Raw genomic sequence first — 15,336 nt, 5'->3', positions numbered from 1 at the left:
CGTTCACACTGGGTTAGCGGCTCAGGTTTTGGCGGGACGGACGCGGCCGACGCCGAACAAATCGAGCAGCAGGAGGATGACGCCCAGGGTGATGGCCATGTCGGCGACGTTGAAAATATAGAAGGAATTGGCGCCGAGATGGAAATGGAAGAAGTCGGCAACGGCGCCGTAAATCAGGCGATCAAGGCCATTGGATAAGGCCCCGCCAATGCAGAAGGCGAGGCCCAGCCGGATCAGGGACGAGTCGGCGCGCACCCACCAGATGGCGAGCGCGACGACGGCGACGAGCATGATTACGCCGAGGCCCCAACTGGGCAGGTCGGTCAGGAGGCCATAGGAAATGCCGGTATTCCAGACCAGGACGTAATCGAAGAAATCGGTCACTCGCACCACTTCGCCGCCCCGCCAATTGGTTAGCGTCAGGGGGGAATAGGAGGTGAAAATGTCAACGCATGGTGCAGCGCCAACGGCGATACAGTCAGCGGAAACGGCGAAGGCCTTATGGGCGCGGTCCAGCCCGAAGGCGAGGATCGCGGCCATGATGGAGAGGAGCGCCGACTGAGCCTTGAGCGCGTTCAAGCCTAGAGCCCCGCCGATGCACGTTCGCGCAGCGCCTGGGCGTCACGCGGGGTGACATCGGGGTATTCGGGGTCGGAGCCGACATCGGGCTGGATGCGCCAGGAGCGGGCGCAGCGGGTGCCTTCAGCCAATGCCGAGACCACGGCGACGCCGGGGACGTCGTCGAGGCGGAAGGCAGTATCCGGCGCGTCGGCATTGCCGATCTCGATGGCCGAGGTGATGGCGATTTCTGCCAGGTCCTCGCCAGCGAGGGCCGTCAGCAGGTCTTCATCGGTGATGAAGACGCGCGGGGCGGCTTCGAGCGAGGAGCCGATGCGCTTTTCACGGCGCTCGACTTCCAGCGCGCCAGTGACCACGCGGCGGACAGTGCGGATTTTCGCCCACTTTTCCGCCAAGCCGTCGTTCAGCCATTCGGCGGGCACTTCGGGGAACAGGCGTAGGTGGACCGAGCTATCGGCGCCGGGGTGCCGTTCGAGCCAAACCTCTTCCATGGTGAAAACCAGGATGGGGGCGAGCCAGGCGGTGAGGCAATCGAACAGGTGATTGAGCACCGTCAGCGAGGCGCGGCGCTTCACCGACGAGATCGGGTCGCAATAGAGCGCGTCCTTGCGGATATCGAAGTAGAAGGCCGAGAGTTCGATGTTCATGAAATTGGTGAGCAGCGAGACGACGCGGCGGTAGTCGTATTCCTTGTAGGCGCCACGGACCTGCTCATCGAGCTGGGCCAGGCGGTGCAGCATCAACTGCTCCAGCTCGGGCATGTCGGCGAAATCGACAACGTCGGCGGGCTGGTAATGGGCGAGATTGCCCAACAGCCAGCGCAGGGTGTTGCGCAGCTTGCGATATGAGTCGACCGTGGTCTGGATGATTTCCTTGCCGAGGCGCAGGTCCTCGGAATAGTCCGACGAGGCCACCCAGAGACGCAGGATATCGGCGCCGTATTGCTTGATGATGTCCTGCGGGGCGACGGTGTTGCCCAGCGATTTGCTCATCTTCTTGCCTTCGCCATCCATGGTGAAGCCATGGGTGAGCACGCTCGCATAGGGCGCGTAGCCATTGGTCGCGCAAGACTCGAGCAGGGACGAGTGGAACCAGCCGCGATGCTGGTCCGAGCCTTCGAGATACATCGAAGCCGGGAACTTCAGGTGCGGCCACTTCTGCTTGTTGCGCAGCACGAAGGCGTGGGTCGACCCCGAGTCGAACCAGACGTCGAGGATGTCGGTGACCATCTCGTAATCGGCGACAGCGTGGTTCGTGCCGAGGAAGCGTTCGGCGGCGCCAGCGGCGTACCAGGCATCGGCGCCCTCTTCCTCGAAGGCGTCGGCGATACGGTGATTGACGGTTTCGTCCTTGAGGATTTCGCCGGTGGTCTTGTTGACGAAGACGGTGATCGGCACACCCCAGGCGCGCTGGCGGGAGAGCACCCAATCGGGGCGGTCAGCGATCATGGCACGCAGGCGGTTCTGGCCGGCGGCGGGGTAGAATTTGGTTGCATCGATGGCGTTGAGCGCGCGGGTGCGCAGGGTATCGCCCGCGGCGCCGGCGATATCGCGGTCCATATAGACGAACCATTGCGGCGTGTTGCGGTAGATCACCGGCTTCTTGGAGCGCCAGGAATGGGGATAGGAGTGCTTAACGCGGCCGCGGGCGAGCATGGCGTGGCGCTCGGCCAGGGCGGCGATGACGCGGTTATTGGCGTCGCCCTTTTTGCCCGAGTCATCGATGACGCGGGCGCCGTCGAAGCCGGGGGCGTCCTTGGTGTAGAAGCCGCCATCGTCCACCACGTAGGGGATGGTGGTGTCGATGCCGCGTTCCAGCAGCAGGCGGCCGGAATTCATCCAGATCTCGAAGTCATCGAGGCCGTGACCGGGGGCGGTGTGGACGAAGCCGGTGCCGGCATCATCGGTGACGTGCTCGCCATCGAGCAGCGGCACCTTGAATTCGTAGCCGCCATCGAGGCCGCGCAGTGGATGGGCGCAGGCGGTGATATCGGCGGGGTTGACGTCGCGCAGGCGGGTGAAGGCCTCGACCTTGCCCTTGGCGAGGACCTCCGCAGCGAGCTTGTCGGCCAAAACATATTTTTCGCCGGTCGCGGCCCAATTGCCTTCGGGCGCCTGGGTGACCTCATAGAGGCCATAGGCGATTTTTGACGAGAAGCTGATGGCGCGGTTGGCGGGGATGGTCCAGGGGGTGGTGGTCCAGATGACCACGGAGGCATCGGCCAGATCGCGGGTGAGCTGGGCGCTGGCGACGAAGTCACCGCCTTGCACTTCCGATGATGCGCCCAGGATGGGGAACTTCACCCAGATGGTGTCGCTCTCGTAATCGGCATATTCGATTTCGGCTTCGGCCAAAGCGGTGCGCTCGACGACCGACCACATCACCGGCTTGCTGCCGCGATAGAGCTGGCCGGAGGTGGACACCTTCATCAGTTCGCGGGCGATCTGGGCTTCGGCGTCGAAGCTCATGGTCAGGTAGGGGTTGTCCCATTCGCCCAGGATGCCGAGGCGCTTGAATTCCTCGCGCTGCACATTCACCCACTGGGTGGCGAAGGCGCGGCATTCGGCGCGGAATTCATTGATGGGGACTTCGTTCTTGTCGCGGCCCTTGGCGCGGTACTGTTCCTCGATCTTCCATTCGATGGGCAGGCCATGGCAATCCCAGCCCGGCACGTAGGCGGAGTTGAAGCCGAGCATCTGCATCGAGCGGGAGACAATGTCCTTCAGCGTCTTGTTGAGCGCGTGGCCGATATGGATATTGCCGTTGGCGTAGGGAGGGCCATCGTGCAGTGTGAACAGCGGACGATCCTGCGCCTGCTCGCGCTGCAGCTTATAGATGTCCATATCTTCCCAGCGCTTGAGCCAGCCCGGCTCGCGATCGGGCAGGCCGGCGCGCATGGGGAATTCGGTCTCGGGCAGGAAGAGCGTCGACGAATAATCGGTTTCGGTGGCGCCCGCAGCAGTATCGGTCATGGAACGGCAATCGGTTGGGGAGATTTGCGGGGGTTGTAGCAAGGTGGGGGCGATGGGGCAAAGGGTTTGGTTGGGAGCAAACCCCTCACCCTGCTTGCTCCGCTGAACGCGTCGCAAGCTGTCCCTCTCCCACAAGGGGCGAGGGGTGACGACTGAGAGCTCACAGCTCCGTCCCCTTCTCCCCTCGTGGGAGAAGGTGCCCTAAGGGCGGATGAGGGGCCTACCCGAAAAACCCCAGCCGTTTGTCCAGCTCGCTCAACGGCTTGGCCTCGGCCAAAATTTTGCGGGCCTTGTTGCTGTCGCGATTCATGGCGGAGATCAGCTCGTCGAGGCCGGAGAAGACTTCCTGGCCGCGGATGTGCTCGATCAGGCAGACCACGATAGTTTGGCCGTAAATGTCCTCGGAGAAGTCGAACAGATGCGTCTCGAAGGGCGGGCGCTGGTTGTTAAACATGGGCTTGCCATAGGCGGCGACGCCGTCGAATACGCGGTCGCCGAGGCGGGCGCGGACGGCATAGACGCCTTGGGCGAGCTGGAAATTATCGTGGGTGACGGTGTTGGCAGTGGGATAGCCGAGCTCGCGGCCGCGCTGGTCGCCTTTGACGACGCAGCCTTCCATGAACCAGTGATAGCCGAGCAGGCGATTGGCGGCGGCGATGTCGCCCTCCGACAGGGCGGCACGGATGCGCGACGAGGAGATGACCTCGGAGCCCTCATCGAGCAGATCGATGACTTCGACGGCAAAGCCTTGGGCCTCTCCGGCGGCGGCGAGGAAGGTCGGGGTGCCACGGCGCTGGCGGCCGAAGTGGAAATCGGCACCGACGATGACGCCGGTGACGGCAAGTGCATCAACCAGGAAGCGGGAGACGAAATCCTCGGCTTCGATCTGGGAGAAGGCGCGGTCAAAATTGAGGATGACGATGCCGTCGAGGTCGAGCGCTTCGGCCAGGCGCGCTTTGGCGTTGCCGTCGGTGAGCCGGTACATGAAGGGGCTAGGGGCGAAGACGTCGCGCGGATGGGGCTCGAAGGTGAGCAGGATGGCCGGCACCCCCGCCTCGGCGGCGCGGCGGCGCAGCAGGTCGAACACCGATTGATGGCCGCGATGGAAGCCGTCGAAATTGCCGATGGCGACATAGGCGCCACGCAGAGACTGCGGGACAGTGTCGAGACTGGCGAGGCGGAGAAAGTCGGACATAGAGACTACCAGCTCAGGCGCGGCAGGAAGCCGGCCATGTGGGCGCGGCTGGGGGCGACGAGATCGGCGATAGCTTGCGGGCTGGGCTTGCCGAACGCATCGAGTTCGGCGGCGTGGATGGAGCCGGTGACAAACAGCAGGTCGATGCCGAACTGGGCGGCGCCGGTGGCATCGGTGCGCACGCTGTCGCCGATGGCGAGGGTGCGGGATTTTTCGAGCGGGCGGCCGACGGCCAGCTCAGCGAGGCGGAAGGCTTCCTCGTAGATCGGCTGATAGGGTTTGCCGGCCATCAGCACCATGCCGCCCATGGCGGCGTAGAGATCGCCCAGGGCGCCGCCGCAATAGATGATCTTGTCGCCATGTTCGACGACGCGATCGGGATTGGCGCAGATCATGGGGAGTTTGCGGGCGAGCCAAAGCTTGGCGCGTTCGCGGTACATTTCGGGGGTGTCGTCATCGGTATCGAGATCGGTGACGACGACGACATCGGCCTCCTCGGCCGTGGTGCGGCGCACGTTGAGTCCCTCGTAGAGCGCATCGTCCTCGGTGGCGGGGCCGACATGGTGGATCGGACGGCCGGAATATTTAGCGATCATGACGCGGGTGGCGTCGCCGGACGAGACGATGGCGTCATAGGCTTCGCGCACGACGCCGAGGCGATCGAGCATCTCGATCAGCGGGGCGGAGGGGCGCGGCGCATTGGTGATGAAGACGACCTTGCCGCCGGCCTTGCGGTATTGCACCAGCGCGTCGACAGCGGAGGGGAAGGCGGCGACGCCGTTATGCACGACGCCCCATACGTCGCTGAGAACCGCATCATAGCGGCCGGCTAGATCGGCAAGGCCGGAAATGGGAGGTAGGGGCGCGGTCATCGGAGGCTCCGGGGAAGCGGGATTGCCTTGGCGTTCTATGGTGCAGGTTGCAGCCGGGATCAAGGGCGGAAGCGGGAATAGCGATGGCCGCCGTTGCATGGCTCATAGTTGAGAAATGCGAAGGGCGAGCATGGCGGCGGTTTGCTGGAGGGTGGTCAGGTCGGTGATGATGACGTCGCTGAACGCGCGAGCGGGGTAGCCTTCGGCGTACATTTCGTGGATGCGGGCGCGTTCGCCATCATCGAGTTCGCGGGCGCCGCGGTTGGTGAGCGCGACGGCCAGCGGCGGGGCCAGGGTGGCGACGAAGAGGCGGGCATTGCGGGCGGCGCAGGCGGATTGGAGCTTGGCGAAATCGCTGTCGCGCATGGGGTAGGCGATGACGAGGACGGGTTCGGTGGCGGCGGTGATCTGATCGGCGACCCAAAGGACGGCGCGGTCGATCATCTCCTGGAACGGCACCGATTCGAGAATGCCGTGGTCGTCACCATCGATGAAGCGGGCGCCGGGGAGAATCGCCGCGAGTGCGCGGCCGGTGGTGGTCTTGCCGGAATTGATCGAGCCGTTGAGCACGATGACGATCATGACGCGCTTCCTGGTCGCCGCTGGCGTGGCTGGCGATCAGACCTTGCTTTCGGCGCGGCGCAGAACCGGCGCGGCAGTTTTGGGGCGCTCGAGCATCAGATCGGGGCGAACCGGACCGGGCGCGGCAATGTGCGGCCCCTGGATCTGGGCGATGCCGATATCAAGCAGTTCGAGAATCTGGCGCTCGCTGGTGACGCCGGTGGCCATCAGGCTGACGCCGAACCGGTTGAGGTAATTGGCGATATCGGAGGCGTGGAAATCGGTGAAGGCTTCGGGCGCATCGATAAAGCGGGTGGCATCGACGCGCAGCGAACGAACCCCCTGCCCGGCCAGTTCGGCGACGTCGACGCGCAGCGATTTGACTTCGGACAGCGAGAAACCCGCGCCCTTCTTGACCAGCCCGTCGACAATGGCGCGTTCGCCGGCCGCCAGCACCTGCCATTCGGCTTCGGTGACCACGAAAACCATGCTGGACGAGATGGCGCGGTTGGCTTCGAGCGAGACGATGAGCTGTTCGGAGGCAACCCATTCGCCCAGCGTGGCGCGCGACAGCGGGATGAACAGATTGATCGGCTGATCGGCGGCACGTGAGCGGCGGCCGATGGCGATGGCCTCGATCAGGCCCAGCCCTTCGATATGGCGCAGCAGGTCCTCGTTGCCCTGGCGGGGCATGAAGGCGGCGCGGTCGGCCAGCTCACCATTGTCCAGCATCAGGCGCGGCACCAGATCATAGCCGTGCGGGCGGCGCTGCGGCAGCGTGATGATGGGCTGGACGTGATAGATCAGGCGGTTTTCGGCGAGCGCCTGGCGCAGAGTTTCGACCGGGACCATCGGCGGCTCGGGCTCGCGCGGTACGGGGACCACGACGGGTGGCGGCGCCTGCGTGACGTTGGTGGGCACGGCGGCCAATGGCGCCGGTGCCGGGATCGGCTGCGGTTTGTTGGCGCGTTCCTCGATATCGGAGACGGCCTCGGCGATCTGGCGGATCACGGTGCCCAGCACGGAAACATCGGCTTCGACGCCTTCAAGGCGCCGACCGGCATTGAGATCGGCCAGGGCATTGACGCGCTGACCCAGCGTGCTGCCGGCCTGCCCCTCGGCGGCCAGCAGAAGACCAAGGTCCTCGATGGCCTTTTCCAGACGATTCTCGGCGCGTTGGCGCAGGCTGCGCTCAAGCAAGACCACCGCGACGGCAGAAAAGCTCAGAGCCGCCATAATGGCCTCGGCAGGCGTGAACGTGAGCCCGAAATAGGCAGTGCAGCCGACGCCGAGCGCCGCCAACGCTATGAATGTGTAAACCAATACCTGCACGAGCGGTCCGCAATCGCTTGAGTGGGCCGGGATTCGGCACTGCTCTCTTAGCATTGACAGCGAGCGCACAAAAGCTGTGACCGGGTAGTATTCCGTGGGTAATTTTTGAGGGCGATCAGGCAGCTAGTGATGCCGGCGCCGCGTGGGGGCCGGCGCGGTGGCGCTGCATGGCAGCCATGAGCCACTTGTGAACAGGCACACTTCAGGCGCCGAAGTGGTTCCAGGCGCGGGAAAAATAGCGCTTGTACATGGGCAGGAGCGCAGCGCCCCTGGCGGCGGCGAACGCGCCGAGATGGCCGATGGCCACCGTCGGGCGGCCGCTACGCAGCACCGGCAGCAGCGCCAAATGGTACTGCACGCGCTCGAGCAGGCGTTCGACGACGGAACGGGGCATGGAGCCATCCATGCTGGCCTTGTCGAGCTCGACCATGGCCTGGGTGGTCATGGCGGCCTGGGCCAGCGCGCGTCCGGCATCGTCGAGCCAGGCGGTGGCATGGGGCTCCAGAGCATCCCAGTCCCAATCCTGGGGACTGCCGGGTGGTGGTGTCGTACCCGCTTCGCGCAGCCAGCGTTCGAAGGCGGTGATCGAGGCGATGCTATGCACGAAGCTGGGCGCGCCGTAGCGATCGGAGACCATGATGGCCCCGAGATTGGCGGCATTGCCGGTGGGACCTTCCCAGAGGCGGCCATCGGCAATGATGCCCGCCCCGATATAGGCGCCGACGTGGAAATAGGCGAACCCGGCGGGGCGCGGCTCCGGCAGGGCGATGATTTCGGCCCAGCAGGCCGCGCTGCCGTCGTTGAACCATTCGGTGGACAGGCCGGTATCGGCGGCGACGCGGTCGGCGACATCGATGGTTTCCCAGAGCGAGCGCTGTTCGGGATGGGCCGCAAACATTTCGCTGTTTCGCCCTATCGCGGTGGGCGACGCAATGCCGACGCCAACGAAGCGCGATTGCTGTTGCGAGGTCAGCCCGCCGATGATTTTGGCAATCCTGGCCGCGATTTCGGCGAACAGAATTGTGGCATCGGGGTAGTCATAGGCGCGGTGCTCATGCAGCAGCACCTTGCCGGACAAGTTGACCAGCGTCACCTGAATGTGGCGCCAGCCGATCTCGATGCCGATGGAATAGGCGCCTTCGGGATTGAGGAATAGGGGCGTCGCCGGCTGGCCGCGGCGGCCCCGCAGCACCTGGCCGCGCAGAATCAGGGCGCGGTCCTCCAGCTCGGAAATGATTCGCGATGTGGTTTGCGGACCCAGGCCCGAGCGGCGCGCCAAATCAGCATTGGAGGAGCCCGGCATCAGCGCGATCAGGCTCAAAACGGCCCGTTCATTGGCAATGCGCACGCCGGCCTGGGGCACGCCGCGCCCCAGTGGACTCAACTCTTCTGAATCATCCGTCTTGCTCATGGCGGCAGACTTAATCGGGAGTGCGGGCGGCGATCAAGAGCAATGGAAATGCGGATTTGGTCTAATAGCGATCAAACCGGAACGGAAAATTTACCCTGTTCGCGAACAATCAAATGCAACACCGCCTGTTCGCGTGGCAACCGAGCGTTTTGCCGCCGCCTGAGAGGGTGAAAAGAAACAACGAGGATCGGCTGCATGCATAGTGGACGCCAGTGCGATGCCAATGGACGCCTGCTGCTGATCGACCGGGACGTGGCCTCGTCACGCCTCGTGGTCGATGGGCTGAGCGCGGCCCTGGCGGGCGCACCGGAAATCGCGGCGGCGGAAACCGGCCGGCAGGCCGTCGAGGCCTTGCGGCAGAACCGATTCGATATCGTGCTGATGGACCTGTCGAGCCTGGGCGATTTGAGCGAGCGCAGCGAAGACGCGGTGACGCGGCTGGTGAAACTGGCCGAAGGCGCGCTGGTGATCGCCATTTCGGACGGCACCTCGGTTTCGGCTGCGGTGGCCGCAATGCGGGCGGGCGCGCACGACTATGTGGTCAAGCCGCTGAACGGACCGGCTATCGCGGCGCGCATCGATGAGTTGGCGCAGCGCCATGGCAAGACGCGCACGCTGGGCATCGAGGCCCGGCCAAGCGCGGGCGTGGCCGATTTCGGCGGCTTTATCGGCGCGTCGAGCGCCATGCAGTTCGTTTATGAGCAGATCGCGCGGATCGCGCCATCGGCCGCTCCGGTGTTCATCACCGGCGAGAGCGGCACCGGCAAGGATGTGTGTGCCGAGGCATTGCATGCCAAGGGGCCGCGCGTGGGCAAGCCATTGGTGGCGATCAACTGCGCGGCTATCCCGCGCGATTTGATGGAAAGCGAATTGTTTGGCGTGGCGCGCGGTGCCTTCACCGGCGCGCACGAAGACCGCAAGGGCGCGGCGGAACTGGCCGATGGCGGCACGCTGTTTCTCGACGAAATCGGCGAGATGGATTTGTCGCTGCAATCCAAGCTGTTGCGGTTTTTGCAGACTGGGACACTCAGCAGGGTCGGCGAGGCGGGCGTGCGCAAGGTGGATGTGCGGGTGATCTGCGCCACCAACCGCAATCCGATGACGCTGATTTCAGAGAAGAAATTCCGCGAAGACCTGTTCTATCGCCTGCATGTGCTGCCCATCCATTTGCCGCCGCTGCGGCAGCGGCCGAGCGACATCATGGTGCTGGCGCGGCATTTCCTGGCGCGTTACGCAGGTGAGGAGCACAAGGCGTTCGACGGATTCTCGGGCGAATGCGCGCAGGCGCTGATGGCCGCCGAATGGAAGGGCAATGTGCGCCAGTTGCAGAACCTGGTGCGGCGCCTGGTGGTGATGTTCGACGGCGGGGAAATCAGCGGCGCGATGATCGCGGCCGCCGATATCGAATCGCGTGGCACCGCCGAAATGATCGGCACCAGCGTGCCGCAGCAGCGAGTGCAGGCGATATTGCCGATGTGGCAGCAGGAACAGCGCATCATCGAGGACGCGATCGCCAGCTTCGGGGGTAATGTCTCGCTCGCCGCCGCAGCGTTGGAAATCAGCCCGTCGACTATTTATCGTAAGCGGCAGAGCTGGGCCGATGGGGTTGCGGGGGCGGCTTAAGGGCGCAATCTGTTTGCCATCTGTATCGTGACGTGATACAAAGCACGGATTACCGATGATAGCGTCGTTCAAAGGCAAATTCGCCGAAAAGGTCGGCACCGGAGTGGCTCCAAAGGGCTTTCCCGCAGACCTATTGCGGTCGGCGCAGCGCAAGCTGTTCATGGTGGAGCATGCCGTCGAATTGAAGGACTTGATGTCGCCGCCCGGCAACCGCCTTGAAGCTCTCAAGGGCAACCGGGCTGGGCAACACTCAATCCGCATCAATGAGCAGTGGCGCATTTGCCTGCGCTGGGAAGACGGCGGCGCCCATGAGGTTGAAATCGTCGACTATCACTGACGCAATCGGCAGGCCGGACAGGAAAAATCGAATGCACACCCAGACTATTGCAGCGATCCATCCGGGCGAAATCCTGCGCGAGGAATATCTGGCGCCACTGGGATTGTCGGCCTATGCGCTGGCAAAAAAACTCCGCGTTCCGCGGACCCGGATCGAGCGCCTGGTGGCCGAAACCACACCGGTCACCACCAATACTGCGTTGCGTCTCGCCAAGTTCTTCGACACGACGCCGCAATTCTGGATGAGCATGCAGACCGCGTTTGACCTGAGCCAGGAGGCAATGGCCATTGCGGAGGACCTGGAAAAAATCCAGGCGCTGCAAGCGGCCTAGGGCGTATTGGCTTCGCGGGATTTGACGCGGTCGAGGCCGAGGCGGTGTTCGCGCAGGATAACGACGATGCCCGAGGCGATGACGATGGCGGCGCCGATCAGCATGGGCACGGTGGGCACTTCGGCAAAGGCGAAATAGCCGACCAGCAGGCCCAGCAGCAACGAAGTGTATTCGAAGGGCGCGATGACCGACATATCGGCATGGCGATAGCTCGCCGTCATCATGATCTGGGCGACGCCGCCGGCAAAACCGGCCAGAATCAGGAAGATCACATGTTCGAGCGAGGGCCAGACCCAGCCGAACGGAATGGTGACCAGCGAGATGATGCTGGCGCTGATGAAGAAGTAGAGCACGATGGTTTCGGTGCGCTCGGTCTGCACCAGGCGTCGCACCTGCATCATGGCGAAGGCGGCGCAGATGGCGCCGCCAAGAGCCGCGATGGCGCCGACGGTTTCGCCCCAGCCCATGGCGTTTTGGCCCGAAAACACCGTCAGGCGCGGCCACAGCATGATGGCGACGCCGACGAGGCCAACTAGTACCGCCGACCAGCGAATAAAATGCACCTGCTCCTTGAGCATGATGGCGCTGAACACCACGATCAGCAGCGGGGAGGCATAGCCGATCGCAATGGCTTCGGGGAGCGGCAGCTTGGTGAGGGCATAAAAGCCCAGCCCCATCGAGACGACGCCGATCAGCCCACGCAGGAAATGACCCCACGGATTGGCCGTCTTGAACCCCGCGTGCAACTGGCGACGCCAGGCGAGATAGACCAGGACTGGCACGATGGCGAACACGCAGCGGTAAAACACCAACTGCCCGGCGGGCACGTTGCCAGTGGCCTTGAGCAGCGACGACATGATGACGAAAATGCAGACCGAACCGACCTTGAGCATGATGCCGCGCATGGGCCCGTCCATGATCCCCGTTGGGGTGGCGGGGACGGGTGGTGCGGGCGGGACGGTCACGGCAGACTCTAGGGTTCGATGAGAAGGCGAAGACTGGGCGGGCATGACAGGCAGATGCTGCTGTCCTTGACGGACACGGTTGCGCCATGTCCGTCGGAGCTTAACTTAGCGCGGCTTGGCCTCGGCTTTGACCAGTTTGGCCTTGGCTTGTGTCGCTGTTGCGAAGGCCTTGTGTTCGGGGCCACTGATGGTGCCGGACTTCACCACGCTGCCCTGGGCATCGACAAGCTCCCATAGCCAATTGGAATTGGGGCCACTGCCGCCCTTGAGGCGGAGACGGATCGTCAGGTTTTCGGTTTTTTCGGTCATGTTCCCTTATGCAACAGCAAACGTTAAGGCGAAAGGGGAGATGGGCAGTTTTGAGAATGGTGCGGGCAGAAGCCCCCTCACCCTGACATTCCTGCTGAACGCAGAAATGCCTGTCCCTCTCCCACGAGGGGAGAGGGGTGATCCGGTGGTTGTTTTAGATCTCGATGCCCCTTCCCCCCCTTGTGGGCGAAGGGCGGATGAGGGGCTCTTTTGCACGCGGAGGCCGGACGGCGCGGTCGACCTTGGGGCGGTCGCTAGATCTCGGGATGGGTTCCGGCCTGCGCCGGAATGACACCGAGTTTTTGGGACGGTCAGTGGGTCCCGCGCCCGCACAGTCCCTATCAGACCTCGCTGCTACGGTATTCGATCTTGCCGCCCCAGAAGGCGAGGTGGTCGCGGATCGGTTCGACCAGGGGACATGGGTCGGGGTAGTACCAGACGCCGTCCGCGCCGGTCGCGGTCAGGGTTTTGATGGTATAATAGGAGGCGTCGCCCTTATAGGGGCAGTGCGTATGGGTATTGGAGGCTTCCAGGATATCGGGGCGCACGTCCTCACGCGGGAGATAGATGCGCAGCGGATGGCCGGGCTCTTCGAGTTCGAGGGCGTTGAGGGAAGACGCGATTTCGGCGTCGTCGAAGATCACATGCACGCGGCCCTTGGCCGGGGTGATCTTGATATCCTTGTCCAGACATTGTCCCGTCATGATTGGCTGCCATCTGTTCGGTTGTCGTTATGTCGTTAACGCATGAGCGACGAAGTGGGTTCAAGCGTTCTTGACTCGGTTCTCCCTCCTCCCTATATCCCCGGCAGCCTGTTAGCACTCTAGGATAAGGAGTGCTAACATCGGCGCACAAATTGCATTCCAGTTCGATGCTATAGGAGCAAACATGAGCTTCCGTCCCCTGCACGACCGCGTGGTCGTCCGCCGTCTCGATAGCGAAGAGAAGACCAAAGGCGGGATCATCATCCCCGATACCGCCAAGGAAAAGCCCTCCGAGGGCGTCGTCGTGGCCGTTGGCCCCGGTGCTCGTGACGAAAAAGGCGAACGCGTCGTTCTCGACGTCAAGGCCGGTGATCGCATCCTGTTCGGCAAGTGGAGCGGCACTGAGGTCAAGGTCGACGGCGAAGACCTGCTGATCATGAAAGAATCCGACATCATGGGCATCACCGAGGCCTGAGAGCTTTAGCTCTCTGCTTCCGGTCTGCCCTTTTCCCGTATTTAAGGAGCGCCTCACATGGCTGCTAAAGAAGTCAAATTCTCCACCGAAGCCCGCGACAAGATGCTGCGCGGCGTCAACATTCTCGCCAATGCCGTCAAGGTGACGCTCGGTCCCAAGGGCCGCAACGTCGTCATCGAAAAGAGCTTTGGCGCTCCCCGCATCACCAAAGACGGCGTCACCGTCGCCAAGGAAATCGAGCTCGAGGACAAGTTCGAGAACATGGGCGCGCAGATGCTGCGCGAGGTCGCCTCCAAGACCAATGACACCGCCGGCGACGGCACCACCACCGCCACCGTGCTGGCGCAGGCGATCGTGCGCGAAGGCGCCAAGTCGGTTGCCGCCGGCATGAACCCGATGGATCTCAAGCGCGGCATCGAGATCGCGGTGGCCGCCGTGGTCAAGGACCTCGAGAAGCGCGCCAAGCCGGTCGCCTCGTCCGACGAAGTGGCGCAGGTCGGCACCATCTCGTCCAACGGCGATGCCGCGATCGGCAAGATGATCGCCCGGGCGATGCAGAAGGTCGGCAATGAAGGCGTCATCACCGTCGAGGAGAACAAGTCGCTGGAGACCGAAGTCGACATCGTCGAGGGCATGAAATTCGACCGCGGCTATCTCAGCCCCTATTTCATCACCAACGCCGAGAAGATGACCGCGGAGCTCGAGGACGTCTACGTGCTGCTGCACGAGAAGAAATTGTCCGGCCTGCAGGCGATGCTGCCGGTGCTGGAAGCGGTGGTGCAGTCCGGCAAGCCGCTGCTGATCATCGCCGAAGACGTCGAGGGCGAGGCGCTGGCAACTCTGGTCGTCAACCGTCTGCGCGGCGGCCTCAAGGTCGCCGCCGTCAAGGCGCCCGGCTTCGGCGACCGCCGCAAGGCGATGCTGGAAGACCTCGCGATCCTGACCGGCGGTCAGTTGATCTCCGATGAACTCGGCATGAAGCTCGAAAGCGTCACCGTCAACATGCTCGGCCGCGCCGGCAAGGTGGTGATCGACAAAGAGAACACCACCATCGTCAAAGGCGCCGGAAAGAAAAAGGACATCGAGGCCCGGGTCGGCCAGATCAAGGCGCAGATCGAGGAAACCACCTCGGACTACGACCGCGAGAAGCTGCAGGAGCGGCTGGCCAAGCTCGCCGGCGGCGTGGCGGTGATCCGCGTCGGCGGCGCCACCGAGATCGAGGTCAAGGAGAAGAAGGATCGCGTCGAGGACGCCCTCAACGCGACCCGCGCTGCGGTACAGGAAGGCATCGTGCCGGGCGGCGGCGTGGCCTTGCTGCGTGCCAAGAAAGCGGTCGGCCGCATCCACCACGACAATTCCGACGTGCAGGCCGGCATCAACATCGTGCTGAAGGCGCTGGAAGCCCCGGTGCGTCAGATCGCCGAGAACGCCGGCGTCGAAGGCTCGATCGTGGTCGGCAAGATCCTCGAGAACAAGTCCGAGACCTTCGGCTTCGACGCGCAGACCGAAGAATATGTCGACATGGTCGCCAAAGGCATCATCGATCCGGCCAAGGTGGTGCGCACCGCGCTGCAGGACGCCTCTTCCGTCGCCGCACTGCTGGTGACGACGGAAGCCATGGTCGCCGAACTGCCGAAGGAGCCGGCGCCGCCGATGCAAGGCGGCGGTGG

15 protein-coding genes are annotated in these 15,336 nt (G+C 63.8%); 5 read left to right on the top strand and 10 right to left on the bottom strand.

Annotated features, from left to right (window positions below):
* Window positions 1-21: 21 nt before the first annotated feature.
* The 7 genes from lspA to JWR51_RS09530 form a co-directional block, all read right to left on the bottom strand.
* Window positions 22-579, bottom strand: a complete 558-nt coding sequence (gene lspA / locus JWR51_RS09560; RefSeq protein WP_299746730.1) for a signal peptidase II — start codon at window positions 577-579, stop codon at window positions 22-24.
* 2 nt (window positions 580-581) lie between these two features.
* Window positions 582-3,551 (bottom strand): isoleucine--tRNA ligase, encoded by a 2,970-nt coding sequence (ileS, locus tag JWR51_RS09555; RefSeq protein ID WP_299746728.1) that lies wholly within the window; start codon window positions 3,549-3,551, stop codon window positions 582-584.
* 220 nt (window positions 3,552-3,771) lie between these two features.
* The gene (locus JWR51_RS09550; protein ID WP_299746726.1) at window positions 3,772-4,746 is read right to left on the bottom strand and encodes a bifunctional riboflavin kinase/FAD synthetase; all 975 of its coding nucleotides are present in this window, start codon (window positions 4,744-4,746) and stop codon (window positions 3,772-3,774) included.
* A gap of 5 nt (window positions 4,747-4,751) precedes the next feature.
* Window positions 4,752-5,618 carry a TIGR01459 family HAD-type hydrolase gene (locus JWR51_RS09545; RefSeq protein WP_299746725.1) on the bottom strand — a complete coding sequence of 289 codons (867 nt, stop codon included), beginning with the start codon at window positions 5,616-5,618 and terminating at the stop codon, window positions 4,752-4,754.
* Window positions 5,619-5,720: 102 nt separating this feature from the next.
* Complete coding sequence (locus JWR51_RS09540) at window positions 5,721-6,200, bottom strand: shikimate kinase (RefSeq protein ID WP_299746723.1); 480 nt, start codon at window positions 6,198-6,200, stop codon at window positions 5,721-5,723.
* Window positions 6,201-6,236: 36 nt separating this feature from the next.
* Complete coding sequence (locus JWR51_RS09535) at window positions 6,237-7,511, bottom strand: EAL domain-containing protein (protein ID WP_299746722.1); 1,275 nt, start codon at window positions 7,509-7,511, stop codon at window positions 6,237-6,239.
* 202 nt (window positions 7,512-7,713) lie between these two features.
* Complete coding sequence (locus tag JWR51_RS09530) at window positions 7,714-8,922, bottom strand: ROK family transcriptional regulator (protein ID WP_299746720.1); 1,209 nt, start codon at window positions 8,920-8,922, stop codon at window positions 7,714-7,716.
* Window positions 8,923-9,117: 195 nt separating this feature from the next.
* Here JWR51_RS09530 and JWR51_RS09525 point away from each other — a divergent pair, with 195 nt between their 5' ends.
* Genes JWR51_RS09525 through JWR51_RS09515 form a run of 3 tightly spaced genes read left to right on the top strand, consistent with a single transcriptional unit; the run spans window position 9,118 to window position 11,213 of the window.
* Window positions 9,118-10,545 carry a sigma-54 dependent transcriptional regulator gene (locus tag JWR51_RS09525; protein WP_299746717.1) on the top strand — a complete coding sequence of 476 codons (1,428 nt, stop codon included), beginning with the start codon at window positions 9,118-9,120 and terminating at the stop codon, window positions 10,543-10,545.
* A 55-nt stretch (window positions 10,546-10,600) separates the two neighbouring features.
* Window positions 10,601-10,882 (top strand): type II toxin-antitoxin system RelE/ParE family toxin, encoded by a 282-nt coding sequence (locus tag JWR51_RS09520; RefSeq protein WP_299746714.1) that lies wholly within the window; start codon window positions 10,601-10,603, stop codon window positions 10,880-10,882.
* A gap of 31 nt (window positions 10,883-10,913) precedes the next feature.
* Entirely contained in the window at window positions 10,914-11,213 is a 300-nt protein-coding gene (locus tag JWR51_RS09515; protein ID WP_299746712.1) for a HigA family addiction module antitoxin, read from the top strand.
* On the opposite strand, the gene JWR51_RS09510 is transcribed toward JWR51_RS09515, so the two are convergent.
* The 3 genes from JWR51_RS09510 to JWR51_RS09500 all read right to left on the bottom strand — a co-directional run bounded on the left by JWR51_RS09510 (window position 11,210) and on the right by JWR51_RS09500 (window position 13,191).
* The gene (locus JWR51_RS09510) at window positions 11,210-12,130 is read right to left on the bottom strand and encodes a DMT family transporter (protein ID WP_299747077.1); all 921 of its coding nucleotides are present in this window, start codon (window positions 12,128-12,130) and stop codon (window positions 11,210-11,212) included. The genes JWR51_RS09515 and JWR51_RS09510 overlap by 4 nt on opposite strands.
* Window positions 12,131-12,283: 153 nt before the next feature.
* Window positions 12,284-12,487 carry a hypothetical protein gene (locus JWR51_RS09505; protein WP_299732405.1) on the bottom strand — a complete coding sequence of 68 codons (204 nt, stop codon included), beginning with the start codon at window positions 12,485-12,487 and terminating at the stop codon, window positions 12,284-12,286.
* A 341-nt stretch (window positions 12,488-12,828) separates the two neighbouring features.
* A complete protein-coding gene (locus tag JWR51_RS09500; RefSeq protein ID WP_299746710.1) occupies window positions 12,829-13,191 on the bottom strand; it encodes a DUF427 domain-containing protein in 363 nt (120 codons plus the stop codon).
* Between the two features lie 184 nt (window positions 13,192-13,375).
* Here JWR51_RS09500 and groES point away from each other — a divergent pair, with 184 nt between their 5' ends.
* Complete coding sequence (groES, locus tag JWR51_RS09495; RefSeq protein ID WP_299746707.1) at window positions 13,376-13,666, top strand: co-chaperone GroES; 291 nt, start codon at window positions 13,376-13,378, stop codon at window positions 13,664-13,666.
* A gap of 57 nt (window positions 13,667-13,723) precedes the next feature.
* The coding region (gene groL, locus JWR51_RS09490) for a chaperonin GroEL (protein ID WP_299746704.1) at window positions 13,724-15,336 on the top strand (1,613 nt) is incomplete at its 3' end.

Source organism: Devosia sp. (assembly GCF_028290625.1).
Classification (GTDB): domain Bacteria; phylum Pseudomonadota; class Alphaproteobacteria; order Rhizobiales; family Devosiaceae; genus Devosia.
The sequence above is the reverse complement of the archived record's forward strand: the minus strand, read 5'-3'. Positions and strand labels throughout refer to the sequence as shown.